The sequence below is a fragment of the Leisingera sp. ABM4_060 genome, from assembly GCF_056158765.1.
On sequence record NZ_JBSWTX010000002.1, the window covers coordinates 284,029 to 309,712 of the forward strand.

At 63.4% G+C, this 25,684-nt stretch carries 23 protein-coding genes; 14 read left to right on the forward strand and 9 right to left on the reverse strand.

Translation table 11 applies throughout. From position 1 onward, the window contains the following. Window positions 1-44 precede the first annotated feature (44 nt). The 4 genes from ACXAEH_RS21820 to ACXAEH_RS21835 form a co-directional block, all read right to left on the reverse strand. Window positions 45-995 (reverse strand): GlxA family transcriptional regulator, encoded by a 951-nt coding sequence (locus tag ACXAEH_RS21820; protein ID WP_475036084.1) that lies wholly within the window; start codon window positions 993-995, stop codon window positions 45-47. A gap of 74 nt (window positions 996-1,069) precedes the next feature. Next, on the reverse strand, window positions 1,070-2,059 hold the full coding sequence (gene proX / locus ACXAEH_RS21825) for a glycine betaine/L-proline ABC transporter substrate-binding protein ProX (RefSeq protein ID WP_475036085.1): 990 nt from the start codon (window positions 2,057-2,059) through the stop codon (window positions 1,070-1,072). 52 nt (window positions 2,060-2,111) lie between these two features. Continuing rightward, window positions 2,112-3,047 carry an ABC transporter permease gene (locus tag ACXAEH_RS21830; protein ID WP_475036087.1) on the reverse strand — a complete coding sequence of 312 codons (936 nt, stop codon included), beginning with the start codon at window positions 3,045-3,047 and terminating at the stop codon, window positions 2,112-2,114. Between the two features lie 12 nt (window positions 3,048-3,059). After that, entirely contained in the window at window positions 3,060-4,142 is a 1,083-nt protein-coding gene (locus ACXAEH_RS21835; protein WP_475036089.1) for a quaternary amine ABC transporter ATP-binding protein, read from the reverse strand. A 159-nt stretch (window positions 4,143-4,301) separates the two neighbouring features. Between ACXAEH_RS21835 and ACXAEH_RS21840 the strand changes: the two genes are divergently transcribed. From ACXAEH_RS21840 to ACXAEH_RS21860, 5 genes are all read left to right on the forward strand, one after another. Further along, window positions 4,302-5,012: a GntR family transcriptional regulator gene (locus ACXAEH_RS21840; RefSeq protein ID WP_475036090.1), complete on the forward strand. Its 711-nt coding sequence runs from the start codon at window positions 4,302-4,304 to the stop codon at window positions 5,010-5,012. A gap of 8 nt (window positions 5,013-5,020) precedes the next feature. Continuing rightward, complete coding sequence (locus ACXAEH_RS21845; RefSeq protein ID WP_475036092.1) at window positions 5,021-5,932, forward strand: dihydrodipicolinate synthase family protein; 912 nt, start codon at window positions 5,021-5,023, stop codon at window positions 5,930-5,932. A gap of 3 nt (window positions 5,933-5,935) precedes the next feature. Next, the gene (locus ACXAEH_RS21850; RefSeq protein WP_475036094.1) at window positions 5,936-7,432 is read left to right on the forward strand and encodes an aldehyde dehydrogenase; all 1,497 of its coding nucleotides are present in this window, start codon (window positions 5,936-5,938) and stop codon (window positions 7,430-7,432) included. Further along, window positions 7,429-8,769 carry an NAD(P)/FAD-dependent oxidoreductase gene (locus ACXAEH_RS21855; protein WP_475036096.1) on the forward strand — a complete coding sequence of 447 codons (1,341 nt, stop codon included), beginning with the start codon at window positions 7,429-7,431 and terminating at the stop codon, window positions 8,767-8,769. The genes ACXAEH_RS21850 and ACXAEH_RS21855 overlap by 4 nt, the downstream gene beginning before the upstream one ends. A gap of 188 nt (window positions 8,770-8,957) precedes the next feature. Next, complete coding sequence (locus tag ACXAEH_RS21860; protein WP_475036098.1) at window positions 8,958-9,563, forward strand: hypothetical protein; 606 nt, start codon at window positions 8,958-8,960, stop codon at window positions 9,561-9,563. A gap of 24 nt (window positions 9,564-9,587) precedes the next feature. Here the strand turns inward: ACXAEH_RS21860 and ACXAEH_RS21865 are convergent, their stop codons facing one another. From ACXAEH_RS21865 to ACXAEH_RS21885, 5 genes are all read right to left on the reverse strand, one after another. Continuing rightward, window positions 9,588-10,322: an SDR family NAD(P)-dependent oxidoreductase gene (locus ACXAEH_RS21865; protein WP_475036100.1), complete on the reverse strand. Its 735-nt coding sequence runs from the start codon at window positions 10,320-10,322 to the stop codon at window positions 9,588-9,590. Beyond that, window positions 10,319-11,053 carry an SDR family NAD(P)-dependent oxidoreductase gene (locus tag ACXAEH_RS21870; RefSeq protein WP_475036102.1) on the reverse strand — a complete coding sequence of 245 codons (735 nt, stop codon included), beginning with the start codon at window positions 11,051-11,053 and terminating at the stop codon, window positions 10,319-10,321. Before ACXAEH_RS21870 ends, ACXAEH_RS21865 begins: the two co-directional genes overlap by 4 nt. A gap of 14 nt (window positions 11,054-11,067) precedes the next feature. Next, the gene (locus ACXAEH_RS21875; protein WP_475036103.1) at window positions 11,068-12,171 is read right to left on the reverse strand and encodes a mandelate racemase/muconate lactonizing enzyme family protein; all 1,104 of its coding nucleotides are present in this window, start codon (window positions 12,169-12,171) and stop codon (window positions 11,068-11,070) included. A gap of 35 nt (window positions 12,172-12,206) precedes the next feature. Further along, window positions 12,207-12,758 carry a TetR/AcrR family transcriptional regulator gene (locus tag ACXAEH_RS21880; RefSeq protein WP_475036105.1) on the reverse strand — a complete coding sequence of 184 codons (552 nt, stop codon included), beginning with the start codon at window positions 12,756-12,758 and terminating at the stop codon, window positions 12,207-12,209. Between the two features lie 121 nt (window positions 12,759-12,879). Further along, window positions 12,880-14,436 (reverse strand): trimethylamine methyltransferase family protein, encoded by a 1,557-nt coding sequence (locus ACXAEH_RS21885; RefSeq protein ID WP_475036106.1) that lies wholly within the window; start codon window positions 14,434-14,436, stop codon window positions 12,880-12,882. 492 nt (window positions 14,437-14,928) lie between these two features. Here ACXAEH_RS21885 and repA point away from each other — a divergent pair, with 492 nt between their 5' ends. The 9 genes from repA to hutU all read left to right on the forward strand — a co-directional run bounded on the left by repA (window position 14,929) and on the right by hutU (window position 25,612). Then, the gene (gene repA, locus ACXAEH_RS21890; RefSeq protein ID WP_475036108.1) at window positions 14,929-16,104 is read left to right on the forward strand and encodes a plasmid partitioning protein RepA; all 1,176 of its coding nucleotides are present in this window, start codon (window positions 14,929-14,931) and stop codon (window positions 16,102-16,104) included. Next, window positions 16,104-17,078, forward strand: coding sequence for a plasmid partitioning protein RepB (gene repB / locus ACXAEH_RS21895; protein ID WP_475036109.1), 975 nt, complete (start codon window positions 16,104-16,106; stop codon window positions 17,076-17,078). The genes repA and repB overlap by 1 nt, the downstream gene beginning before the upstream one ends. A gap of 182 nt (window positions 17,079-17,260) precedes the next feature. After that, entirely contained in the window at window positions 17,261-18,397 is a 1,137-nt protein-coding gene (gene repC, locus ACXAEH_RS21900; protein WP_475036110.1) for a plasmid replication protein RepC, read from the forward strand. A 292-nt stretch (window positions 18,398-18,689) separates the two neighbouring features. Continuing rightward, a complete protein-coding gene (locus tag ACXAEH_RS21905) occupies window positions 18,690-18,956 on the forward strand; it encodes a metal-sensing transcriptional repressor (RefSeq protein WP_475036112.1) in 267 nt (88 codons plus the stop codon). 4 nt (window positions 18,957-18,960) lie between these two features. Beyond that, window positions 18,961-20,286 (forward strand): MFS transporter, encoded by a 1,326-nt coding sequence (locus ACXAEH_RS21910; RefSeq protein WP_475036113.1) that lies wholly within the window; start codon window positions 18,961-18,963, stop codon window positions 20,284-20,286. Window positions 20,287-20,413: 127 nt separating this feature from the next. After that, window positions 20,414-21,622 carry an imidazolonepropionase gene (gene hutI / locus ACXAEH_RS21915; RefSeq protein WP_475036114.1) on the forward strand — a complete coding sequence of 403 codons (1,209 nt, stop codon included), beginning with the start codon at window positions 20,414-20,416 and terminating at the stop codon, window positions 21,620-21,622. Window positions 21,623-21,627: 5 nt separating this feature from the next. Next, a complete protein-coding gene (gene hutH, locus ACXAEH_RS21920; protein WP_475036146.1) occupies window positions 21,628-23,151 on the forward strand; it encodes a histidine ammonia-lyase in 1,524 nt (507 codons plus the stop codon). Then, a complete protein-coding gene (gene hutG / locus ACXAEH_RS21925) occupies window positions 23,148-23,933 on the forward strand; it encodes an N-formylglutamate deformylase (protein ID WP_475036116.1) in 786 nt (261 codons plus the stop codon). Before hutH ends, hutG begins: the two co-directional genes overlap by 4 nt. Continuing rightward, window positions 23,930-25,612: a urocanate hydratase gene (gene hutU / locus ACXAEH_RS21930; protein WP_475036117.1), complete on the forward strand. Its 1,683-nt coding sequence runs from the start codon at window positions 23,930-23,932 to the stop codon at window positions 25,610-25,612. Before hutG ends, hutU begins: the two co-directional genes overlap by 4 nt. Window positions 25,613-25,684 lie beyond the last annotated feature (72 nt).

Sequence of the window (25,684 nt, forward strand, 5' to 3'; positions counted from 1 at the left end):
AAATCGATTTTTCATGGCCGGAAACCGCGCCGGTTTCCGGCGCCCTAGCCGATCCGGCCGCGTTGCAGCATTGGCGTCACGTTGAAGGCGGCCTTGTAGACCCGTGAAAAATGGCCCGGGCTGTCAAAACCGCAGGCCAGCGCCACCTCGGTCACCGAGGATTTGGTCTGGATCAGCAGGTTGCGGGCGCGCTCCAGCCGCATTTCCATGAAATACTTCTTGGGCGAGGTGTTCAGGTATTTGCCGAACAGCCGCTCCAACTGGCGGGTGGAAATACCGATGTCGTCGGCAATCACCGTGGGAGAGACCGGATCGCTGATGTGGTCGTGCATCATCTGGATGGCACGGGCCAGATGGGTGTTGCGCATGCCGTTGCGCGATTGCAGCGAGACCTTCTGTTCGGCGGTTGCATTGCGCACGGCGTTATAGACCATCTGATCGGCCACCGCGACGGCCAGGTCATAGCCGTGCTCCCGCTCGATCAGGTGCAGCATCAGGTCGGCTGTGGCGGTGCCGCCGGAGGCGGTCATGTGTTTTTCATCGGCCACAAAGACGCTGCGCACCAGGTTCACCTCCGGAAAGGCCTCCATGAAGCTGTCGTGGTATTCCCAGTGGATCGCGGCCTGCATGCCGTCGAGGAAGCCGGCCTCGGCCAATACCCAGGCGCCGGAGCAGAGTGCGCCAACCGAAATGCCGCGCGCCTTTTCGCGGCGCAGGGCGGCCAGCAGAGGTTTGGTCACATGGTTGCGCATGTGGATGCCCGACAGGGCAAACAGCTGGTCGCATTTCGGGATCGCGTCAAAGCCGTAATGCACCAGGGTCACCGAGCCGTTGGAACAGGTAACGGTCTCGCCGTTTTCCGATCCGAAGGACCAATCATAGAGATCCTTGCCGCTGACCAGATTGGCGATGCGCAAGGGCTCCACCGCGCAGGAGAAGGCGAGATGGGAGAATTCCTCGACGAGGAGAAAGGCAAAATGCTGTGTCTTGGCCATGGCGTGCCCCCGGAAATGAAGCGGACTGCGCGAGGAGAGCCCCGCGCAGTCCTGTGAGTCGGGTCTATCCCCTATTACTTGGCTGCAGCGCGGGCCGCGTCCAGCCATCCGTCATAGGCGGCGCGGTTGGCGTCGATCCATTCGGCCACATGGCGGTCGATGTCGTCCGAGCTGTCCTCGCCATCCGCCACCTTCTTGTTCTGGATGGAGATGTCGTTGATGTTGATCTGCGCCACTTCGAACAGTTTTGCAGCTGCCGGGTTGGCTGCCAGGAACTCATCGGTGGCGACAATGCGGATGCTGTCCACCGCAAAGCCCAGGTCCTTGCCGTTGAAAGTGGTCTCGGCAGTCGCGCCATCGGGCAGCGAGGAATAGGGCACCGCCAGGAATTCCACGTCTTCACCCGGCACCAGCGCGCCGGAGACCCAGTAAGGCGTCCAGGTGTAGTACAGAACGTTTTCGCCGCCTGCGTTGCGGGCGATGGTGTCGGCGATGATGGCGTTATATTCACCCTGGTTGTGGTTCACGGTCTCGCGCAGGCCGAACTCGTCCAGCTGATGCTCGATCACGCGCTCGCAGCCCCAGCCGGGCACGCAGCCGGCCAGATCGGCCTTGCCGTCGCCGTCAGCGTCGAACATCGCTGCCTTTGCCGGGTCCTTGAGATCCCCCAGGTTCTGCACGCCGGCGTCATAGGCTGCCTTGTTCACCAGATAGCCCTGCAGCGCGCCGTCGATCAGGTGGCCCACCTTCTCCAGCACCTCGTCGCCGCCGGATTCCTGAAAGAAGTTGTCATGCAGCTTGTTCCAGGAGGCGGTAGTGAAATCCGCGTCGCCGGTGCCCAGGGCCAGGTGCATGGTCTGGGCCAGCACTTCTTCCGGCTCTGCCACGTCATAGCCGAGGTCGCGGAGCGCCTGGAACACGATGCGGGCCTGGAAAAATTCCTCGACGGTCGGCTGGATCACCGGGCGCACGGTGACGCCTTCGCCGGGATTGTCCGCCGCCAGGGCAGCGCCTGCCAGCATGGTGGAAGCTGCCAGCGCAGCCAGAGCGGTTTTTCTGAACATATATGTGTCCTCCCTTAGGTGTTCAGATGAAAGAGAAAGTCAGTTTTGGCCGTCAGGCCTTGCCCGTCAGGCGCAGCACCGCGCCGACCGGACCGCCCTGCCACCAGTGGCGGTGGCCGCGTTCGCGGCCCGACTGGCCCATGCCTTGGGTGATGCGGTCCAGCACGATGGCCAGGATCACGATGCCAAGGCCGCCGACCAGCGCCTTGCCTGCATCCAGCCGGCCCATGGCGCGCAGCACCTCGTTGCCCAGCCCCTTGACCGAGATCATCGAGGCAATCACCACCATCGACAGCGACAGCATGATAGTCTGGTTGACGCCGGCCAGGATGGTGGGGGTGGCCAGCGGGAGCTCAACCTTGAACAGGATCTGGCGGGGGTTGGCGCCAAAGGCGCGGGCGGCCTCGACGACTGAGGGGTTCACGCCGCGGATGCCCAAGCTGGTCAGGCGGATCAGCGGCGGCAGCGCGAAGATGATCGTCACAATCACGCCGGAGACGTTGCCAATGCCAATGAGCATCACCACCGGCACAAGGTAAACAAAGGCCGGGATGGTCTGCATGGTGTCGAGCACCGGCCGCATGGCGGTCTCGAACCTATCGTTCTTGCCCGCCAGGATCCCCAGCGGCAGACCGATGATGAAACAGAGGATCACCGCCGAGACCACAATCGCCAGCGTGGTCATCGCCAGCCCCCAGGCGTTGGGCGACAGGAAGCCAAGCGCAAACATCGCCACGCCGACCAGGATCGCCACCCGGCGGCCCGCGGCCTGCCAGGCGATCAGGATCAGGATCGCCAGCATGATCATCGGCGGCACTGCATTGAGCGCGGTGTCGATGCCGACAATCATCTCGTTAAAGAACTTCTTGATCGGCTGGATGATGCCGCGGTTGGCAATCGCCCATTGCTTCACGCCGTCCGCCAATTCCGCCAGCCCCAGATCAATCGAGGAAAACGGGTCCAGGATGCTGAATTCTGTGTCTGCCATGGGTCCCGCTCCTTAGTGCTTGAGGCTGGCTGCGTCTTCGACATCGCCCTGGATGCCGCGCAGCAAGGCGTTCTTGGTGACAATGCCGATGGGTTTGCCGTCAGCCTTGACCACCACCGGGTGCTGGGTGGCGATGGAGAGGTTCACGAGATCGTCCAGCGAATGATCCGGGTGCGCCTCGGGCCAGCTGTCCACATTTGCCGGGCCGTTGCTCTGCTCATACTGCTCGACAGGTGTCATGATTTTGGCGGCCGAGATCAGCTCCAGCTTGGAAATGCCGGCGACAAAGTCGGCGACATAATCATCGGCCGGGTTGGTGACGATGTCCTCCGGCGTGCCGACCTGCACCAGGGCGCCGTCCTTCATGATGGCGATGCGGTCGCCGATGCGGATCGCCTCGTCCAGGTCATGGGTGATGAACAGGGTGGTCTTCTTCATCTCTGCCGACAGCGACATGAACTTGTCCTGCAACTGGCGGCGGATCAGCGGGTCGAGGGCTGAGAAGGGTTCGTCCATCAGCAGGATCGAGGGATCGGCAGCGATGGCGCGGGCCAGGCCGACGCGCTGCTGCATGCCGCCCGACAGTTCGTCGGGGTATTTCTGGTCCCAGCCGTTCAGGTCCACGGCGTCGATGGCACGCATCGCATTTTCACGGCGTTCCTTGGGATCGTGGCCGCGCACTTCCTGGCTGAAGGAGACGTTATCCAGCACGGTGCGGTGCGGCATCAGCGCCATGTTCTGGAACACCATGCCGATTTTCTCGGCCCGTACTTCGCGCAGGTCCTTTGCAGACAGCTGGTTGACGTCTTGTCCTTCGATGAACAACTGGCCGGAGGTCGGTTCAATCAGCCGGTTCACGTGGCGAATCAAGGTCGATTTGCCGGAGCCGGACAGGCCCATGATGCAGAAGATCTCGCCGCGGCCGACGGTGAAACTCGCGTCCTGCACCCCAACGACGCAGTCGAAGCGGTCGCGCACTTCCAGCTTGCCAAGCCCCTGTTCCTTAACGGCTTTCATCGCCTCATCTGCGCGGCGGCCAAAGATCTTCCACAAATTGCGGCAGTCGATCACGGCCTCTTCCGTTTGCGTTGTCACCGGTCTCTCCCCTCCGAAAACATTTCGTGCATACTGCATATTTTTTCTCTGTACACAAATTGTATTTTCTCCTAACACAAAATGAGCAATGTGGTTGCCGTGGCTGACCAGCCGGGCCATCCTGCCCGGACAGGTTCAAACGCAACGATGGAGACTGGAATGAAGGACGCGTCCAAACGCAGAAAGGCAGAGCTTTATGGCCATTTGAAAACGGCCATCATGACGCTTGCCCTGCGGCCGGGCGCCGATCTCGACGAATCGAAGCTGTCGGAAGAATTCGAGCTGTCGCGCACACCCTTGCGCGAAGTGCTGCGGCAATTGGCGGGCGAGGGCTATGTCGACCTGCGGGAAAACCGCGGGGCGCGGGTCAGCGAGATGTCGCATATGACCCTGCGGGATTTCTTCCTGGCCGCGCCAATGATGTACGGCGCGGTGCTGCAATTGGCAGCCAAGAACGCAACCGAGGCGCAGATTGCCGGGCTGAAGGAGGCGCAGGAGGCCTTCAAGGCGGCGCTGCGCAGCGGCTCGGGCGCGGACCGGGCAATGGCCAACAACCGCTTTCACGAGATCACCGGCGAGATGGCCGACAACATCTATCTCGCCCCGTCCTTTCAGCGCCTGCTGATTGATCATGCCCGCATCGGCATGACCTTCTACCGCCCCCAGGACCGTCAGATGGCGGAAAACCTGGGCGAGGCCAGCTCCCAGCATGACGCCATCATCGCCGCCATCGAGGCCGGCGACGAGGCGGCGGCGGGGCAGCTGGCGATCGACCATTGGAACCTGTCGCGCGACCAGATCGAGCTGTTCGTCATGCCCGCCGGGCTTGACCTGCCGCTGGGGACGGTGGCGCGAAAAACCCCTGCATGAGGACGCAGATGACCCCTATTTTCAAGTTTGAAGGGATCTACACCCCTGTGGTGACGCCCTATCACGAGGACGGCAGCGTCAACTGGGACGCCCTGGCCGAAGTGATCCAGTATCTGATCGACAGCGGCGTGCACGGCCTGATCTCCGGCGGCTCGACCGGCGAGAACTATGCCCAGACCGTCGAGGAACGGCTGGAGCTGGCCCGGTTCACCCGCGAGCACAGCAAGCTGCCGCTGGTGGTGGGCACCGGCGCCATGCGCACGCCGGATTCCATCGCGCTGGCCGAAGGCGCCGCCAAGCTGGGCGCAGAAAGCATCCTGCTGGCCAGCCCCGCCTATTCGGTCCCGACCGACCGCGAAAACGCGCTGAATGCGCTGGCCATCGACAAGGCCGCCGATCTGCCGGTGATGCTGTACAACTATCCGCACCGCACCGGCACCATGATGGGCGAGGAGTTCCTGGACCGCGTCTGCCGCTCGCGCAACTTCTGCGGCATCAAGGAAAGCTCCGGCGATATCAACCGGGTGCATCTGCTGGCCCGCGACTATCCGCACATCCAGCTGGGCTGCGGCATGGATGATCAGGCGCTGGAATTCTTTGCCTGGGGCGCGCCCTTCTGGGTCTGCGGCGGCTCCAACTTCCTGCCGGAAGAACATGTGGCGCTGTACAACGCCTGCGTGGTCGAGGGCAACTTCTCCAAGGGCCGCCGGATCATGTCGGCAATGCTGCCCTTGATGCGGGTCTTGGAACAGGGCGGCAAATTCATCCAGACCATCAAGCATGGCGTCACCATGAACGGCTTTGACGCAGGCGCCATGCGGGCGCCGCTGACCGGGCTGAACAAGGACGACAAACGCGCCCTGGAACAGGTGGTGCGGGTGCTGAAACAGAAAATCGCAGATATCCAGGCGGAGGGCTGATCCATGTCGCTGCTCACTCACGACGAATACAAATCCATCGCGGCCGGCCTGGATCTGCCGACGGCGGCTTTCATCGATGGCAAGTTCTGCCCCGCGGCCTCGGGCAAGACGTTTGAGACCCTGAACCCTGCCACCGGCGAAAAGCTGGCGGATATTGCGGCCTGTGGCGCTGAAGACGTCGATTTTGCAGTGGAGAAGGCGCGCGAGTCCTTTGACGACGGCCGCTGGTCGAAACTGCACCCGTCCGAGCGCAAGGACGTGCTGATCCGCCTCTGCAAGCTGATGACCCGCAACGCCCGCGAGTTGGCGGTGATGGAGAGCCTCGACAGCGGCAAGACCATCTATGACTGCGAAACCGTCGATGTGCCGGAGACCATCCACTGCCTGAAATGGCACGCAGAGGCCATCGACAAGATCTATGATCAGGTGGCGCCGGCGTCGGACGATCACATCGCCATGGTGGTGCGCGAGCCCATCGGCGTGGTTGGCCTGGTGCTGCCCTGGAACTTCCCGCTGCTGATGCTGGCCTGGAAAATCGGCCCGGCGCTGGCGGCGGGCTGTTCGCTGGTGGTGAAACCCGCCAAGGAAACCACCCTGACCGCGCTGCGGGTAGCGGAACTGGCGGCTGAGGCAGGCGTCCCGGCAGGCGTGCTGAACATCGTGCCCGGCGGCGGCGGGGCCGTGGGTGAGCCGATCGGCCGCCACATGGACATCGATATGGTCTCCTTCACCGGATCGACCGTGACCGGCAAGAAGTTCCTGACCTACTCGGCGGAAAGCAACGCCAAGGAAGTGGTGCTGGAAATGGGCGGCAAAAACCCCGCCATTGTTATGGACGACGCCGAAAACCTGGACCGCGTGGCCCAGCATCTGGTCAACGGCGCCTTTTGGAATATGGGCGAGAACTGCTCGGCTTCGTCCCGCCTGATCGTGCACAAGGACGTCAAAGCGGAACTGCTGGAGCGCATCGCCCATCACGCCAAACAGTGGAACATCGGCGACCCGCTGCACCCGGAAACCCGCATGGGCGCGCTGGTCAGCGAGGGGCATTACACCAAGGTGTGCTCTTACCTGGAGCAGGCGGAAAATGTGGTGATCGGCGGCAAGGCCGAAGCTGGGTTTGTCGAGGCCACCGTGGTCGAAGTCGAGGACAACAACGCCCTTTTGGCGCGCGAAGAGATCTTTGGCCCGGTTCTGTCGGTGATCGAGGTTTCCGGCTTTGACGAGGCAATCGAGGTCGGCAACGACACCGAATATGGCCTCTGCGCGTCGATCTTCACCGCCAACGCCAAACGCGCCATCCGCGGCGCCCGCCAATTGCGCGCGGGCACGGTGACGGTGAACAGCTTTGGCGAGGGCGATATCTCCACCCCGTTCGGCGGCTACAAGCAGTCGGGATTTGGCGGCCGTGACAATTCGGTCCATGCCCACGACCAGTACACCCAGCTGAAAACCATCTGGATCGACCTGGCCGATGACGCTGACGAGGCCGTGGATTGAACCGCTACGACGCCAAAAGACTGCCCCGGCAGACCGGCGCGGCGGGATGGAATGCCATCCTGCCGCCGCAGGCGCCTTTGCCGGTGCTGGACCACGATCTGACCGCCGATGTCACCATCATCGGCGGCGGCTTTGCGGGGCTGTCTGCAGCCCGCCGCCTGCATCAGCTGGACCCATCGCTGAAGGTGGCGGTGCTGGAAGCCGGGCCCTTTGCCGAAAGCTCTGCCGGGCGTAACTCCGGCTTTATGATCGACCTGCCGCATGATCTGGCCTCGGACAATTACGCAGGCGACGCGCTGGAGGCGGACCGGGCCGCGATTGCAATGAACCGCAAGGCCATCGCCTTTGCCAGGAGCGTGGCCGAAGACTGCGCCCTGCCGCAGGAGATGTTCGACCCCGCAGGCAAGATCAACGCCGCCGCCACCCGCGCAGGCGACCGGCACAACCGCGATTTCGCCGCCCATCTGGAGCGGCTGGGAGAGCCGCATACGCTCTATTCGCAGGCTGAGATGCAGGAGCTCACTAGCAGTCCGCACTACACTTCCGGCCTGTATGCGCCCGGCACGGTGATGATCCAGCCCGCAGCATATGTCCGCGCCTTGTCCGCGCATCTGGCAGGCCGGATCAGTGTGTTCGAGAACTCCCCCGTCACGGGCTTTGAAAAACAGGGCAACAGCTGGGTGGTGAAGAGCCTGAAGGGGCGGGTGACAACCGGCTCCATCATCCTGGCCAACAACGGCCATCTGGAAAGCTTCGGTTTTTACCAGCGCCGTCTGATGCATATCTGCCTTTATGCCTCAATGACCGAACGGCTGACGCCGGAACAGATTCAGCAATTGGGCGGCGCGGCGCGCTGGTCGGTGACGCCGGCCGATCCGATGGGCACCTCTGTGCGGCGGATTTCCGGCTCGTACGGCGACCGGATCCTGGTGCGCACCTGTTCCAGCTTCCACCCCACCATCGAGACCAGCACCATGCGCCTGCGCAACGCGGGCTGGGTGCATGACCGCAAGTTCAAGGAGCGGTTTCCGCATCTGGAGGGCGTGCAGATGGAACACCGCTGGGCTGGCATGCTCTGCCTCAGCCGCAACGGCTCAGCAGCTTTCGGTGAGCTGGACCAGGGCGTTTATTCCGCCTGCTGCCAGAACGGCCTCGGCATCGCCCGCGGCACTTTGCAGGGCATGGGGGCGGCGGAACTGGTGGTTCAGGGCGGATCTGAGATCGCCAGCCATTTCCTGGCCCAGCCGGAACCGCCCAGGCTGCCGCCGGAACCCTTTGCCTCGCTCGGCGCCAACACCTATCTGGCGTGGAAGGAATGGCGGTCCGGCAAGGAATAATGGCTGGAGGGGGCGCTGCCCCCGCCGCCTGCGGCGGCTCCCCCGGGATATTTTCAGCCAGAAGAAGCGGATCCGGTGCTGATTTTGCCGGCAATGTTGCTGCGCGCGCAGGGGCGCTGTAGGCTCCAGCTGATTTTCGACCGCTGGTTAGCCGGAGCCTTTGTTTGCGCAGCATTTTTTTCCTTGCGATGAGCCTGAGCGGAGCCGCTGCAGCCTTTGCTTCGGAGGAGGTGCCCGTCAAATCACTGGACGAACGCAGCTATGAAATCACGGCACTCCCCTCGCCGGAACTGGATGCCTTGATCGCGCGGGAGTTTTTTCCGTTGCGGAAGGAGGATTTGATCTATTCCTGTGCTGAGGACGGGCCGGAAGCAACCGAAGATGCAACGGTGCTGTGTTCAGCGGATCAGCTGTACCGCGCCCGCATTGCGGCGGGTCTGGTTCTGGCGGTTCATGCAGATGGAACGCGCATCAGTTTCATCAGCGACCTGCCGCGGTGGGTATATGTGAGGCTGAGCCTTGGTGCTGAAGAAACCCGTGCCGGGTACGGCGTAGAAGTACTTTACCGGCGGACGGTCAGGGCTTCTCCGCAGTACTTTGAAGCAGCGGTTTTCGAAACCCTGACATTGCGGCATTCCGGAACCGAACAGGTTTTCGAAGAAAACAGCAGCTATGGTGAGTTTGGAACAGGCCATGGGCCCGGTTTGGTTAGCATCCAGTTTCGCGAAGGCCGAGGGTACTATTCCAAATTCTGCCACACTTGCGAGCTGGTTGAGCCGCCTTTGAAAGACTAGACGGCTCAAACCCTTGGCGTGTCACTAAGGCAGGCTCAGCTTGGCCATGCGGCCGCCGTCGACGGTGTAGACCTGGCCGGTGATGAAGCCTGCATCCCCGGAGGCCAGAAAGGCTGCCAGTGCCGCCACTTCCTCCGGCTTGCCGGTGCGGGCAACCGGGTGGATGCCGGCAATATCGCGGCGGAAGGCCTCCGGGTCGGGCATCGACTCGATGAAATCCAGGTTCAGTTCGGTGTCGATCCAGCCCGGCGCCACCGCGTTGCAGCGGATGCCCTCATGGCCGTGGTCCACCGCCACCGCCCTGGTGAGGCCATGCAGGCCGGCCTTGGAGGCGCAATAGGCGGCGTGGCCTGGGTTGCTGCCCAAGCCTTCGATCGAGCCGGTGTTGACGATGCTGCCCTTGGTTTTGCGCAGGTGCGGCAGGGCGGCCTGGATCATCAGGAAGGGCGCCGTCAGGTTCACCGTCAGATTGCGCTGCCAGTCGGCGAGGGACATGTCTTCAACACGGGCCTCCTGCATCATGCCGGCGTTGTTGACCAGCACATCAAGGCGCCCTGCCCGGCTGGCCGCCTCCGCCACCACCTGCGCCGGGCTGTCCGGATCGGTGAAATCAGCGGCGATCGCGTCAAACTCGGTGTCCGCCCCCCGCTGCGCGGTGAAGACGCGGGCGCCTTCGTCCGCCAGACGGCGGGTGATGGCCTGGCCGATGCCGCTGCGGCCGCCGGTGACCAGTGCTACCTTGCCCTCAAACCGGCTCATGACACCGGTTTCCCGCCGTTCACCTCCACCAGCGCGCCGCACATGTAGCGGGCGGCGTCGGAGGCCAGGAACAGGACCACATCGGCGATGTCCTCGGGTTCGGCGATGCGGCCGAGGGGTACCGATTTGCCCAGCTCGGCCACTGCCGAGTCCGGGTCAAAGCCGCGCTTGGCAAAGCCTGAGCGCAGCATCGGCGTGTTCACCTCATTGGGGCAAACCGCGTTGATGCGGATGCCCTGGTGGGCGTGATCCATCCCCATGCATTGGGTCAGCGAGGCAATCGCCGCCTTGGTCATGCAATAAAGCGCGTGGTTCGGGCCCGGCGCCTTGCCGCCCCAGCAGGAGGCAGTGTTGACGATGGCACCGCCGCCGGTTTCGGCCATCAGCGGGATCGCGGCGCGGCAAATGCGGAAGGGGGCCTCGACATTCACGCCCATCGACAGATCCCAATCCGCGTCCGTGGTCTCAGTTACCGGGCCGCGGGTGATGACGCCCGCGTTGTTGATGACGATGTCCAACCCGCCAAGCGCCTCGGCTGCTGCTTGCGGCAGCATATTGGCATAGTCCGCGTCCAGCAGGTCGCCCGGCAGATGCGCCTCGGCCTCAAGTGCGCCGGTGTCGCGGTCAGCAACGGCCACCTTGGCGCCCGCCGCGCGCAGGCGCTGAACGATGGAGGCGCCGATGCCGCCCGCCGCGCCTGTGACCAGCGCGCGTTTTCCTTGGAATTCCATGTATCTCTTCTCCCTCAGAAGGATGCAACCGGCGCGCCGAACAGGCTCTCGTCCGGGGTGATGCCGAGGCCCGGGCCCTGCGGCAGGTTGATGTGGCCGCCTTCGATGCGAATACCGTTTTTGGCGTCGTAGTTGCCCTCGATGTAAGGGGCGGCCAGCCAGACGCCCTCCAGATTGCCAGGCTTCACGGTTGCGCCGATATGGGTGCAAGCGGCTGCGATGATGTCACCGCCCCAGCTATCGTCGCAGGTATGCGGCAGGTTGCGGGCCTCGCAGATGTCGCGGAAAGCGCGCATGGGCTGCAGCCCGCCGATGCGGGTGACCTTCATGCCAAAGCCATCGACCAGCCCGGTGCCCGCCGCGGTGATCACCGTGTTCAGGCTGGTGCTGTTTTCATCCATATAGAGGCCATGGGAAATCTGCGGGCGAATTTTCTGCAGGTCTTCCAGTGTGTTGCAGGGCTGCTCCATAATAAAGGGAATGTCCGGGCATTCGCGGCTGACGCGCAGCGCATCCCGCGTGGTCCAGCCGCGGTTGCCGTCCACCGCCAGACGCATGCCGGAGCCGCGGACCTTTTCCCAGACCTTGCGGATGGTCTCGATATCCAGCTCCACCGGGCGGCCGCCGACCTTGACTTGCAGGCGGGGATAGCCCTCGGCCTGTTTCTCGGCGGCGAGGCGCGCAATGTCATCGGGGGCGCCGACGCCGGTCGCGTAGTAGGAGGGCACCCGGTCCGCAGCCGCGCCGCCCAGCAGGGTTGAGACGCTGACGCCCAGGTGCTTGCCCAAAAGGTCATGCGCGGCGATGTCGATGGCGGCCTTGGCGTAGTTGTGGCCGGTCAGCAGCCCATCCATGCGGCGGTGCAGTGTCATGGGCGTTACGTCGGCGCCGATCAGGCCTTCCGCCATTGCGATCAATGCGGCACGGGCGCCTCCGGCATGGGACTCGGCGTAAGTGGGGCCAACCGGGCAGGTTTCGCCCCAGCCGGTCTGGCCGTTGTCCGCCACCAGCTTCACCAGCGTGGTGTCAAGCGCCCAAACCTCGGCATTGGCCATGGTGTAGGGGCCGTTTTTGACCGGCAGGTCATGCTGATAGATGTGGATTTCTGCGATTTTCATAGGTGTTTCCCGTGTTGGAAGTGGGGCTGGCCGGGTCAGGTGATACCGGCGGCCAGAAGAAGGGTGCGGCCGCTGTTCAGGGCGGTTTTGGTGGCAGCTTCGGGTCCGCTCAGCCGGGCTGTGTCAGTCAGGCCCTCGTGAAGGAGCAGCAACGCGCCGGCGAGAGCATCAGCCTCGCAACCGGGGGCTACATTCAGAAGCCGGCCACGGAACTCTGCGCGCAGGCGGGATTTGTGGGCCTCGACGGCCTGCCGGATCGCTTCGCTGTCCGGGTAGGCCGAAAGCGCGTTCATAAACAGGCAGCCGGTATTGGCGACCTGCTTCAGCCAGTCGCCAAGGCGCTTGAGCGGGTACAGCACATGCTCAGCCCCCTGCCCCGGCCCGCCGGCAATCCAGTCGCCATAGGCCTGGTCGCGGTAGTCCAGTGCGCCGACCACCATCGCCTCGCGGCTGGGAAAGTACTTGTAGAGCGTCCTGAGCGAGACATCGGCGCCCGCGCGCAGGGCTTCGACACCCTGAGTGGCAAACCCCATCTCGGCAAACTGGCGGTCCAGGCTCTCGGCAATTCTGTGCTGTGTCTCTGTCATGAGGACACGGTAGAGCGATCGCTCTACACCGGACTTGCAGAATTCCGACCCCTGCCCCGGCCTCAACCGACAAAAAAACCCGCCCCTTTCAGGGCGGGTCAGTCAGGGGAGGAGGGTGGGATCAGTACTCCTGGTTCAGCTCGTCCGCGGCGGGGATTTCACGCTCGCGGCGGGCGATATAGTCCAGCAGCTCTTCGTTCTTGGCCTCGTCCAGCTTCGGCTCCTGGTACTCGGCCAGCAATTTCTTGGCGTGGGTCAGCGCGCGCTCAGTGATTTCGACGCTGCCTTCGGCCTGCCACTGCTCGATCGAGTTGTTGTCGAACATGTCAGGCATGAAGAACGCCTGCTGGAAGTTCTCCTGGGTGTGCGGGTGGCCCAGGTAGTGGCCACCAGGGCCAACATCCGGCACCGCGGCAATGGCCTGGTCGAAATCGTCCCATTTCGGGCCTTCAGCCATCCGGTAGGCCATGGCGCATTGCTCGGCGTCGACGATGAATTTGGCGACCGAGCAGTGCATGCCGGCCTTGTTCCAGCCCGCCGAATGCCAGATGTAGTTGGCGCCGGCATGGATGACGGCCGACAGTGTGGTAGCGGATTCGTAACCGGCCTGCGCGTCGAACGTCTTGGCGCCGCCCAGGGTGTTGGAGGTCCGCCACGGCACATCGTAATAGCGCGCCATCTGACCGATCATGAAGTTCATCAGGCTGATCTCAGGCGTGCCCGCCATCGGCGCGCCGGACTTCATGCTGACGGTGGACAGGTAGTGGCCGTAAATCGCCGGGGTGCCCGGGTTGCAGACCTGGGTATAGGCCAGCGCCGACAGCGCCTCTGCGTTCAGCTGCGCCACCGAGGCCGCGACAGAGGCCGGGGTGTTGGCGCCGCCCAGAACAAAGGGCGAGCACAGCACCGGCTGGCGGCGCTTGCCAAAGGCGCGCATGGCGCCCAGCATGGTTTCATCCCAGACCAGCGGCGAGTTGCCGTTGCAGTTGCCGGTGGTGACGGGGTTGTTCATGATGAACTCTTCACCAAACAGGATGGCACACATGTCCATCACGTCCTCGGCGTTCTTGGGGCTGGTGGTCATGCCCATGAACGTCTTGTCGGAGTATTTCATCGACGAATAGGTGATGCGCAGGTGGCGCTGGCTGATCGGGTGATCATAGGGTTCGACGATGTGGTGTGCCGAGGAATGTAAGCTGGGCATCATATGCGCCAGCTTGTGGAACATCGCCAGGTCTTCCAGCAGCGGGTTGCGGCGCACGTCGTCCAGATCGCGCAGGAAGGGCGCGCCGGTCATCGGCACAAAGATCGAGTTCTTTCCGCCCAGGCGCACGTTCTTCTTAGGGTCGCGCGCGTGGTAGGTGAAATCGCTGGGGATGGTCTTGATCAGCTCGCGCACCAGCCCGCGGTCGAGGTAGACAAGCTCGCCGTCAACCTTGGCTCCGGCGCGTTTCCAGTCTTCCAGTGCGATGGGATCGCGGAACTGGACCCCCACATTCTCCAGAATGTCCATCGACGCATTGTCGATCTTCTCAACCTGGCTGGCGTCCATCACCTCGCAGAGCGGGATGTTGCGGGTGAGGCCGGGCAGCATGTCGAATTTCGGCGCGGTGCGCAGGGCGCGGCGGGCGTGGCGGCCGCCGGAACGCGAGCGGGTCGCGGTGGCTTGCTCAGTCATGGCAGTGTACTCCTTTGGCGGAGAGTTTGGCTGAGACGGCGCAGGCTGGCCTGCAGGATTCCGAAATCCGCTTGCAAAAACCGACACTCCGTTTGCTGGAACCGGCCTGCCGCAGATTCAGCCTTTGCACGCACGGCAGCCAAAGACGAAGGCCGAACGGCACAGCGCGCACCGAAACTGCTCTATTAGAGCCTAAACAGGGCAGATTCCGGCGCCATGCGACTCGCTGAGACCCGGCCGGCTGCGCATCATGCACACTGGAGCGAAAATTTATCCACAGCCCTGCCTAGCCTGTGCAACTCAGATGTTAATCATTAATTTCAATTGGTTACAAGAAAATTTTCGGTCGTTCTGGCCGCCTGGTGCCAAACCGGATGGCCTGCTTGCAACCTGTAACTGAAGGAATCTATTGCACAACTGCGTTCGCATTGCGTATAGAAACGATAAATAAAGCGCTGACGCAAAACAGCGTTACTATCGAGAGGGCAGCAGTTGGCAGTAGCACTCCACATCAATCAGCGAATCCGCGAGAATGCGGAGAACCTCAGTGCGGCCCTTGAAAGCCACATGCTGGCGAGTTTTGCGCCGGACGCAAGGAAAGAATTGCGCCTGTTCAGCGCCGGCGAGGCGGCAGAGATGCTGGGGATTTCCCCGAGCTTCCTGCGCAAGCTGCATTTTGACGGAAAATTCCCCGAGGTGCATACCACACCGGGCGGCCGGCGCCACTATTCCGCGGCTGATCTGTTGGAGATGCGCAAGATCCTGGATGCCTCGGCCAAGACGCCGGGCACCTATTTGCGCGGCCGCCGGGAAGGCGACAAGGTGCAGGTGCTGTCCTTCCTGAACTTCAAGGGCGGATCGGGCAAGACCACCTCGTCCATTCACACCGCGCAGCGGCTGGCGCTGAAAGGCTACCGGGTCCTGGCGGTGGATATTGACCCGCAGGCGTCCTTGACGACGCTTTTCGGCTATCGGCCAGAGGTCGATTTCCTTGAAACAGGGACGATATATGACGCAATCCGCTATGACGACCCCCTGCCCCTGCGCCAGATCATCCAGCAGACCTATTTCAGCGGCTTGGACCTGGCGCCTGGCGGGCTGATCCTGCAGGAATTCGAGCATGAGACGCCGCAGGCGCTGTTGAACAACGTGCAGCCCGCGTTCTTCTCGCGCATGGCCGCGGCGCTGGAGGAGGTCGAGCAGGATTACGACGTGATCATCTTCGACTGCCCGCCGCAGCTGGGCTATCTGACGATGTCGGCGCTGTGTGCCTCCACCGGCGTGGTGATCACCGTTGTGCCCAACATGCTGGACATCGCCTCAATGTCGCAGTTCCTGCAGATGTCTGCCGAATTGCTTGATGTCGTGTCCAATGCGGGCGCGTCGCTGGAGTTTGATTTCCTGCGCTTCCTGATCAACCGCTACGAGCCGAACGACGGCCCGCAACAGCAAGTGGTTGCATTCATGCGGCAATTGTTCGGCGAGGAAGTCATGGTGGCGCCAATGCTGAAATCCACCGCGATTTCCGACGCGGGCCTGACCCAGCAGACCGTTTACGAGGTCGAAAGATCCCAGTTTCACAGGTCAACCTACGACCGTGCGGTGGATTCACTGAATCAAGTGAACGATGAAATAAAGTCGCTCCTTCAACAAGCATGGAGGCGTTGATGGCACGCAAAGGCATCCTGAGCACAGCCCTGAACAATCAAACCCCGGCAGCCCCGGCGGCAAAACCCAAGATGATGCCGCGCGGCGCGGTGGGGGCGCTGCAATCCTCGCTCAGCAAGCTGCAGGAAAGCGCGGTTCAGGAGATTGATACCGCGCTGATCGACGATGCGGGCTATGAGGACCGCCTGGGCATGGACGGGACGGCCTTCAACCAGTTGAAGGAAAGCCTGCGGACCTATGGCCAGCAGGTTCCGGTGCTGTTGCGCCCGCACCCCAAGGTGCCGGGGCGCTATGAGATCGTCTATGGCCGCCGCCGCATGCGGGCCTTGCGGGAGCTGGGCCTGGCCGTGAAGGCGATGGTGCGGCAGCTGGACGACCACGCGCTGGTGATGGCGCAGGGGCAGGAAAACACCTCGCGCCAGGATCTGAGCTTCATCGAGAAGGCGTCCTTTGCGGCGCAGTTGCAGGCCGACGGCTATGACCGGCAGACAATTGCCGCGGCGCTGTCGATCGACCTGCCGATGGTGTCGCGGATGCTGAAGGTCGGCACCGCGTTTGAGCTGCCGTTCCTGCGCGCGATCGGCTCTGCCCCCGGCATCGGCCGCGACCGCTGGATGCTGCTGGTCAAACTGTTTGACGATCCCGCGGCGCGGTCCCGGGCGGTCACCAGGACAAACCGGCCCGACTTTACCACATTTGATTCCGACGGGCGGTTCGAGGTGGTTCTGACACATGCCCAGAACCTGCCCCAGGAGGTGAAACCAGCCCCTGCCCCGCCGAAAACCCGCGCCTTGCCCGGCAGCAACGGGGCAAAGGTCGCAGGCATCAAGACAACCGCCAAGGGCGTGTCCCTGACGATCTCCGGCAAGGACACGCCCGGCTTTGACGCCTGGTTCGATGCCCACGCGGAAGAGATCATGGCAGAGCTTCACGGCCGCTGGCAGCAAGACCAGCCTGAGCAGCCGGAAGACTAAGGAAGAGCAGAGAAAACAGGACAGGAGGCACGAAGCCCGGACAAAAGAAAAGCCCCCCAGGACATTACATCCCAGAAGGCCGTTCTCAGATTTAGCACCTTTGGAATAGCCTCTCAGACTCGTCACTGTCAACTCCATGCGCCGCATGGGGGCGGGTATTTTTTGTCTTTCGTGAAAAAAAGATGGAACATGCGTCCCAAATCGCATTTGGGCGGATGGATCAGTGCGGCCAGCTGGCGGGTACCCATGACAAATGGGACCTTCTGGCTGCGCTCACCCATGCCGCCGAGGAATTCGGACTGAGCCACCGCACCCTTGGTGTGCTGAAGGCCTTGCTGACCTTTTTCCCCGAACGCGGCATCCCGGCCGAGCCGGACAGCGCTGTTGTGTTCCCCTCGAACCGCAAGCTGGCGGAGCGGCTGAACGGGATGCCCGAAAGCACCCTGCGCCGCCATCTGGCCAGCCTTACGGGGATCGGGATTGTCAGCCGCAGGAACAGCCCCAACCGCAAACGCTATGCCCGCCGCACTGGCAGCGATTGCCAGCTGGCCTTCGGCTTCGACCTTTCTCCCCTCGCCCGCCATGCCGGTCAGATCTTTGACGCCGCGCTGGCTGCGAAATCCCGTGCCGAACATCTTGCCGTGCTGCGGGACAAGGTTGCCGTGCTGCGCCAGGAGCTGGTCGAGGCAGCCCCCGGTCAGGCTGCGGGCCTTGTAGACGCTGTCCGCAAACTTCTGCGCCGCAAACCCTGCGAGGCGGACCTGACCCAGGCAGCCGATGCCTTGCGCCAGGAAATCGCCGCGCTGCCAGACCCTGTAGAGCCCCCCTGCCCTGCCCTTGCTGCAACCGGTATGAGCGGCAGCAGCGGCCAAAATGAGCGGCACATACAGGATTCAGATAAATCTGTTTCTGACTCTGAAAGGCAGCCGGCGGCTGACAAAAAAAACAATGGCCCGGCAACCCAATGCGAAACCGGTCAGGCTGAGAATGACCTCAAGCAGGTGCAAAGGGCCTGCCAGGAATTCCGCAGCTTCTACCCAGGCCAGCTGCGCAGCTGGCAGGAGGCTGACCATGTTGCCGAAAAACTGTCGCCAATGATGGGTATCGACATGCCGGTGCTGAGCGACGCACGGGCCGCCATGGGGCGCAAACAGGCCGCGACGGTGGTTCTGTGCATGCTGGAGAAGATCGGCTCTATCCGCAGCCCTGGCGCCTACCTGCGGCGTCTGGCGCAGAAGGCACGGGCCGGGCAGTTCTCAACCGCCCCGATGCTGAACGCCTTGCTGCAGGGAAGTGAACCGCACCCGGCGTCTTGCTGAAACCCCGGTTTGCATCCGGTCGTGGAGATCCAGCCCTCACGCAGGTTTGGCGGCGTTTCGAAGGCAGGGAGTCATTGCCTGCATCCCGGAAATTGTCAGCTGACAATTTTTCCGCACGGCGGGGCTGAGGCAGCCTGAAACCCGGCCAGCGCGAGACGGATTTGGCCTCTCAGAGGCGTGGATTGTCAGCTGACAATTTTCTCAATCCCGCCCCGGCCGCCGGAACAGCCAGGCCTTGGGCTGCATGGCACCGCCGTTTGACTCATCCCCTAGGGGGGGATAGCTGAATGGCATGACACATACCCATGAATGCCACCCGAAAATCGCCGCCCGGCTGAAACGCGCCAACGGCCACCTGGCAAAAGTGATCACGATGATCGAGCAGGAGAAACCCTGCCTGGATATAGCGCAGCAGCTGCAAGCGGTCGAAAGCGCCATCACCAATGCCAAGCGCGCGTTGATCCATGACCACATCGATCATTGCCTTATCCCGGAGGACAGCTCCGCGGACAGCCAGACCATGCTGGCCGACCTGAAATCCATCAGCAGGTATCTATAGACCCATGTTAGCAATTCTACGGAACCGGACCTACCGGCATCTTTTCCTGGCCCAGATTGTTGCCCTGAGCGGCACCGGCCTGGCCACCGTTGCGCTTGGCCTTCTGGCCTATGACCTGGCCGGGGACCGCGCCGGGCTGGTGCTGGGGACCGCGCTGACCATCAAGATGGTAGCTTATGTCGTTGTGGCGCCCATCGCGGCCGCCTTTGCCGAAAGGGTCAACCGGCGGCGCATGCTGATCAGGCTGGACCTGGTGCGGATGGGCGTGGCCCTTTGCCTGCCGTTCGTCTCGGAGGTCTGGCAGGTCTATGTGCTGATCTTTGTGCTGCAGTCAGCCTCGGCAGGTTTCACCCCGGCGTTTCAGGCCTCGATCCCGGACGTGCTGCCCGATCAGAAGGAATACACCCGGGCGCTGTCGCTGTCGCGGCTGGCCTTTGACCTGGAAAGCCTGGTCAGCCCGATGCTGGCCGCCGCCTTGCTGACGCTGATGACGTTTGACAACCTGTTCTGGGGCACTGCCCTGGGCTTTGCCGCCTCGGCGCTGCTGCTGCTGTCGATCCGCCTGCCGTCCCCGGCGCCCAAGGAGCCGCGGCCAATCTATGAGCGCACCACGCGCGGCATCCGCAACTACCTGCGCACCCCGCGGCTGCGCGGGCTGCTGTCGCTGAGCTGGATCGTGGCGGCGATCAGCGCAATGGTCATCGTCAACACCGTGGTGATTGTGCGCGCCGATCTGGGGCTGTCAGAGAGCGCGGTTGCGGTGGCCCTGGGTGCCTTTGGCGGCGGCTCGATGGTGGCGGCCTTTCTGCTGCCGCGGTTGCTGGAGCGGGTCTCCGACCGGCGTCTGATGATGGCCGGCGGGGGGCTGGGCATCACCGTGTTTGCCGCCCTTGGCATCGCGGGTTTGGCCGGGGGATTGTCGCTGCCGGTGCTGCTGGCCGGGTGGGCCCTGACCGGGTTTGCCTACAGCGTCATTCAAACCCCGGCGGGACGGCTGCTGACCCGTTCTGCCCATCCTGAGGACCGGCCCGCCATCTTTGCCGCGCAGTTCACCCTGTCGCACGCCTGCTGGCTGCTGTTCTACCCGTTGTCAGCCGCCCTGGCTGCCGCCTTTGGGGCAGGGGCAGCGATGCTGATTCTGGCGCTGATGTCGGCGGGCGGGCTTGCCGCTGCCACACGGTTCTGGCCGCTGAACAGCTCCGGTCCGGTTGAACATACCCATGATGATCTGCCGCCGGATCACCCGCATCTGCAAGACGGGCATCCGCACGCGCATCCGATCATCATCGACGATCTGCACCCGAGCGTTCCCAAGACCCGCTTGGGATAAGCAAATATCTCCGGCCGGGGTGGAACGGCTTGGCCGGAGCGCATTTCGGCTTCACTTTATGACTAGACATAATATCCAAATCCCGTAGTTTAATGCCAAAGAGGCAATCAAGGGACTCGGGGAATCCGTGACAGGGAATTATGTTCTGACCGACGCGCGGCTGGCCACCATGGCCGCAACGGACGCGCCTTATGGCCTGATTGAGGACGGCGCAGTTGCGGTTTCAGGCGGAAAAATTGCCTGGGCCGGTGCGCGCGCAGAATTGCCAGCTGACAATTCCGCCTGGGAGCAGCGGGACCTGGGCGGCCGTCTGGTGACACCGGGTTTCATCGACTGCCACACCCATATCGTCTTTGGCGGCAACCGCGCGATGGAGTTCGAGATGCGCCTGAACGGGGCCTCATATGAAGAGGTCGCCAGGGCAGGGGGCGGCATTGTCTCGACCATGTCGGCCACCCGCGCAGCCTCGCTGGAGGCGCTGGTGCAGGGCGCGCTGCCGCGGCTGGATGCGCTGATCGCCGAAGGCGTGACCGTCGTAGAGGTGAAATCCGGTTATGGGCTGGACCGTGAAACCGAACTGAACATGCTGCGCGCCGCCCGCCGTTTGGGCGCGCTGCGTCCGGTGACAGTGAAAACCACTTTCCTTGGCGCCCACGCGACTCCGGCCGAGTACAAGGGGCGCGATGACGCCTATATCGACGAGGTCTGCATTCCCGCCCTGCGCGCCGCCCATGCGGAGGGGCTGGTGGATGCGGTCGACGGGTTCTGCGAGAACATCGCCTTTTCCCCCGCCCAGATCGAACGTGTCTTCAAAGTTGCTCAGGAGCTGGGCCTGCCGGTGAAGCTGCACGCCGAACAACTGAGCCATCAGGGCGGCACGGCTTTGGCCGCGCAATATGGCGCGTTGTCAGTCGATCACGTGGAATATGCCACCGAGGATGACGCCCGGGCGATGGCGGCCTCTGGCTCTGTCGCGGTGATCCTGCCGGGTGCTTTCTACACCATCCGCGAAACCCAGGCGCCGCCGATTGAGCATTTCCGTCAGCATGGCGTGCCGATGGCGCTGGCGACCGACTGCAACCCTGGCTCTTCGCCGCTGACGTCTTTGCTCTTGACCATGAACATGGGCTGCACCCTGTTCCGGATGACGCCGGAGGAGGCGCTGGCAGGCGTCACCCGCAACGCCGCCCGCGCGCTGGGGTTGGCGGACCGCGGAGAGATTTCCACCGGTATGCGCGCTGATCTGGCGGTCTGGGACGTGGAAACCCCCGGCGAGCTGGCTTACCGCATCGGCTTCAACCCCCTTCACACCCGTATCTATGAGGGCACCCAATGACCGAGATGATTCAGATGGTTCCGGGCACAGTAACCCTGGCCACGCTGGAAGATATCTACCGCAACCTGACCCCGGCCAAACTGGACGCCTCGGCGCGTGAGCCGGTGGAAGCTGCGGCCCGGATGGTGGCAGAGGCCGCTGCGGGTGAGGACGCCGTCTATGGCATCAACACCGGTTTCGGCAAGCTGGCCTCGACCAAGATCGCGCCGGAAGACACCGCCACCCTGCAGCGCAACCTGATCCTGTCGCACTGCTGCGGCGTGGGCGAAGCACTGCCGGAAGACAAGACCCGGCTGATGATGACGCTGAAGCTGTTGTCGATGGGCCGGGGGGCTTCGGGCGTGCGCTGGCTGGTGATCGACCAGATCGAGAAGATGCTGGCGCATGGGGTGATCCCGGTGATCCCGTCGCAGGGCTCGGTTGGTGCCTCCGGCGACCTGGCGCCGCTGGCGCATATGGCGGCGGCGATGATCGGGGCAGGGGAGGCCACATTTGAGGGCACCCGCATGTCCAGTGCCCAAGCGCTGAAAAAGGCCGGGTTAGAGCCTATTGTGCTGGGTCCCAAGGAGGGCCTGGGGCTGATCAACGGCACTCAGTTTTCGACCGCCTGCGCTCTGGCCGGGCTGTTTGACGCCTGGCGCATGGCTGAGGCCTCGATGACCATTGCAGCGCTGACCACCGACGCCATCATGGGCTCCACCGCGCCGCTGGTTGCCGACATTCACAGCTTGCGCGGCCATGCCGGACAGATCGACGTGGCGCAGCAGATGCGCGCCATCATGGACGGCTCCGAGATCCGCGAAAGCCACCGCGAGGGCGACACCCGGGTGCAGGATCCCTATTGCATCCGTTGCCAGCCGCAGGTGGTGGGTGCCGCGCTGGACGTTCTGCGGATGGCTGCCAAGACACTGGAGATCGAAGCCAATGCCGTCACCGACAACCCGCTGGTGCTGGTGAATGAAGGGCGCATCGTCTCGGGCGGCAACTTCCATGCCGAATACGTGGGCTTCGCGGCTGATCAGATCGCCCTGGCCGTGGCCGAAATCGGCGCCATTGCGCAGCGCCGGGTGGCCTTGATGGTGGATCCGACGCTGAGCCACGATCTGCCGCCCTTCCTGACACCCGATCCGGGCCTGAACTCCGGTTTCATGATCGCCGAGGTCACCACCGCGGCGCTGATGAGCGAGAACAAGCATCTGGCCAACCCCTGCGTGACCAACTCGACGCCGACGTCGGCCAACCAGGAGGACCATGTGTCGATGGCGGCCCATGGTGCGCTGCGGCTGACCAAGATGAACGCCAACCTGTCGGTGATCCTCGGCGTCGAGATGCTTTGTGCCGCGCAAGGGGTGGAGGCGCGCGCGCCGCTGCAAACTTCGGCCCGGCTGCAGGACGTGCTGGCCATGCTGCGCGAATATATCCCCTCGCTGGCAGAGGACCGCTATCTGGCGCCCGACATCGAGGCTGCCAGCGCCATGGTCCGCGCGGGCCGTGTGGCGGCGGCGGCAGGCGTGGAGGTCACCGCATGATCGAAGTCACCCAAGGCGCCTCGCCGCTGGTGCTGGGGCTGCCCCATACCGGCACCGATGTGCCGCCAGAGGTATGGGAGTGCTTGAACGAGACCGGACGGGCACTAGCCGATACAGACTGGCATATCCATGACCTGTATTCCGGGCTGGCAGAGGAGATCACAACCGTCCGCACGCCGATCCATCGCTATGTGATCGACGTGAACCGCGACCCTAGCGGAATCAGTCTCTATCCTGGACAAAACACGACTACGCTGGTGCCGCTGACCGACTTTGACGGGCAGGGGATCTGGCAGGACGGCAAGGAGCCGGATGAGGCGGAAATCACCCGCCGCCGCGACGCCTACCACGCGCCGTATCACGCGGCGCTGGCGGCGGAACTGGAGCGGGTGAAGGCGATCCATGGCTTTGCCATTCTGTATGATTGCCACTCGATCCGCGGTGATATCCCATTCCTTTTCGAGGGCCGCCTGCCGGATTTCAATACCGGCACCAATCTGGGCACAACTTGCGACCCCGCAATCGAGGCGCTGACCGTGGCCCATTGCGAGGCGGCGGAGGGCTATACCTCCACCCTCAACGGGCGCTTCAAGGGCGGCTGGACCACCCGCCACTACGGGCGCCCTGCGGACGGCTATCACGCGATCCAGATGGAGCTGGCGCAGGCGACCTACTGCCAGGAAAGCCCGCCCTGGACCTATCTGCCGGAGCGCGCGGACACACTGCGCACCCATCTCACCAACATTCTGACTGATCTCAAAAACTGGAGGCCCTCGGCATGAGCGATCCCCGCAAGAACACCCGCGACATCTTTCCGCCCACCGGCCCGGAAATCACCGCCAAGCATTGGGTCACCGAGGCGCCGATGCGGATGATGATGAACAACCTGCATCCCGACGTCGCCGAAAACCCGCATGAGCTGGTGGTTTACGGCGGCATCGGCCGGGCGGCGCGGACCTGGAAGGACTTCGACCTGATCGTCGAAAATCTGAAGAACCTGGACGACGACCAGACTTTGATGGTGCAGTCGGGCAAGCCGGTCGGCGTGTTCCAGACCCACAAGGACGCGCCCCGCGTGCTGATCGCCAACTCCAACCTGGTGCCCCATTGGGCCAATTGGGACCACTTCAACGAGCTCGATAAGAAGGGCTTGATGATGTACGGCCAGATGACGGCCGGTTCGTGGATCTATATCGGCACCCAAGGCATCGTGCAGGGCACCTATGAGACCTTTGCCGAGGCCGGCCGCCAGCATTACGGCGGCAGCCTCAAGGGCAAATGGATCCTGACCGGCGGCCTCGGCGGCATGGGCGGCGCCCAGCCCTTGGCGGCTGTCTTTGCCGGGGCCTGCTGCCTGGCGGTGGAGTGCAATCCGGACTCGATCGACTTCCGCCTGCGCACCAAATACCTGGATGAAAAGGCCGAAACCCTGGACGAAGCGCTGGAGATGATCGAGCGCTGGACCGCTGCGGGCGAGGCGAAATCTGTGGGCCTTCTGGGCAATGCGGCGGATGTATTCGCGGAACTGGTGGAGCGCGCCAAGGCGGGCGGCGTGAAGCCGGATATCGTCACCGACCAGACCTCGGCGCATGACCCGGTCAACGGTTACCTGCCACAGGGCTGGACCATGGCGCAGTGGAAAGAGAAACGCGAAACAGACCCTAAATCGGTGGAAAAAGCCGCCCGCGCCTCAATGAAGGTGCAGGTCGATGCGATGTGCCAGTTCCACGCGATGGGCATTCCGACCGTCGATTACGGCAACAACATCCGCCAGATGGCGCTGGAGGAGGGGCTGGAGAACGCTTTTGACTTCCCCGGCTTTGTGCCGGCTTATATCCGCCCGCTGTTCTGCAAGGGCATCGGCCCGTTCCGCTGGTGTGCGCTGTCGGGCGACCCAGAAGATATCCGCAAGACCGACGCCAAGATGAAGGAGCTGTTCCCGGAGAATGAGCACCTGCACCGCTGGCTGGACATGGCGCAGGAACGCATCGCCTTCCAGGGCCTGCCCGCGCGGATCTGCTGGATCGGGCTGGGCGACCGCCACAAGGCCGGCCTCGCGTTCAACGAGATGGTGCGCAATGGCGAATTGTCGGCGCCGGTGGTGATTGGCCGCGACCATCTGGACTCGGGCTCGGTGGCGTCCCCGAACCGTGAAACCGAGGCGATGCAGGACGGTTCCGATGCCGTGTCTGACTGGCCGCTCTTGAACGCGCTGCTGAACACTGCCTCCGGCGCGACCTGGGTGTCGCTGCACCACGGCGGCGGCGTTGGCATGGGCTTCTCGCAGCATTCCGGCGTGGTGATCTGCTGCGACGGCACCGAAGACGCCGACCGCCGCATTGGCCGCGTGCTGTGGAACGACCCGGCAACCGGGGTCATGCGTCACGCCGATGCGGGCTATGATATCGCCAAGGACTGCGCGCGGGAACACGGGCTGAACCTGCCGGGTATCTTGGGCTGATGCGGAGGCGGCTGAAATCCGGCGCGGATTTCAGCCATGAAAAATCGATTTTTCATGGCCGGTTTCTTTGCA

Excerpts from the sequence above, each read along its gene's own strand:
- ACXAEH_RS21820 (WP_475036084.1), bottom strand. The coding sequence starts at position 995 with ATGGCCAAGACACAGCATTTTGCCTTTCTCCTCGTCGAGGAATTCTCC.
- proX (WP_475036085.1), bottom strand. The coding sequence starts at position 2,059 with ATGTTCAGAAAAACCGCTCTGGCTGCGCTGGCAGCTTCCACCATGCTG.
- ACXAEH_RS21830 (WP_475036087.1), bottom strand. The coding sequence starts at position 3,047 with ATGGCAGACACAGAATTCAGCATCCTGGACCCGTTTTCCTCGATTGAT.
- ACXAEH_RS21840 (WP_475036090.1), top strand. The coding sequence starts at position 4,302 with ATGAAGGACGCGTCCAAACGCAGAAAGGCAGAGCTTTATGGCCATTTG.
- ACXAEH_RS21845 (WP_475036092.1), top strand. The coding sequence starts at position 5,021 with ATGACCCCTATTTTCAAGTTTGAAGGGATCTACACCCCTGTGGTGACG.
- ACXAEH_RS21850 (WP_475036094.1), top strand. The coding sequence starts at position 5,936 with ATGTCGCTGCTCACTCACGACGAATACAAATCCATCGCGGCCGGCCTG.
- ACXAEH_RS21860 (WP_475036098.1), top strand. The coding sequence starts at position 8,958 with ATGAGCCTGAGCGGAGCCGCTGCAGCCTTTGCTTCGGAGGAGGTGCCC.
- ACXAEH_RS21865 (WP_475036100.1), bottom strand. The coding sequence starts at position 10,322 with ATGAGCCGGTTTGAGGGCAAGGTAGCACTGGTCACCGGCGGCCGCAGC.
- ACXAEH_RS21870 (WP_475036102.1), bottom strand. The coding sequence starts at position 11,053 with ATGGAATTCCAAGGAAAACGCGCGCTGGTCACAGGCGCGGCGGGCGGC.
- ACXAEH_RS21875 (WP_475036103.1), bottom strand. The coding sequence starts at position 12,171 with ATGAAAATCGCAGAAATCCACATCTATCAGCATGACCTGCCGGTCAAA.
- ACXAEH_RS21880 (WP_475036105.1), bottom strand. The coding sequence starts at position 12,758 with ATGACAGAGACACAGCACAGAATTGCCGAGAGCCTGGACCGCCAGTTT.
- ACXAEH_RS21885 (WP_475036106.1), bottom strand. The coding sequence starts at position 14,436 with ATGACTGAGCAAGCCACCGCGACCCGCTCGCGTTCCGGCGGCCGCCAC.
- repB (WP_475036109.1), top strand. The coding sequence starts at position 16,104 with ATGGCACGCAAAGGCATCCTGAGCACAGCCCTGAACAATCAAACCCCG.
- repC (WP_475036110.1), top strand. The coding sequence starts at position 17,261 with ATGGAACATGCGTCCCAAATCGCATTTGGGCGGATGGATCAGTGCGGC.
- ACXAEH_RS21905 (WP_475036112.1), top strand. The coding sequence starts at position 18,690 with ATGACACATACCCATGAATGCCACCCGAAAATCGCCGCCCGGCTGAAA.
- ACXAEH_RS21910 (WP_475036113.1), top strand. The coding sequence starts at position 18,961 with ATGTTAGCAATTCTACGGAACCGGACCTACCGGCATCTTTTCCTGGCC.
- hutH (WP_475036146.1), top strand. The coding sequence starts at position 21,628 with ATGATTCAGATGGTTCCGGGCACAGTAACCCTGGCCACGCTGGAAGAT.
- hutG (WP_475036116.1), top strand. The coding sequence starts at position 23,148 with ATGATCGAAGTCACCCAAGGCGCCTCGCCGCTGGTGCTGGGGCTGCCC.
- hutU (WP_475036117.1), top strand. The coding sequence starts at position 23,930 with ATGAGCGATCCCCGCAAGAACACCCGCGACATCTTTCCGCCCACCGGC.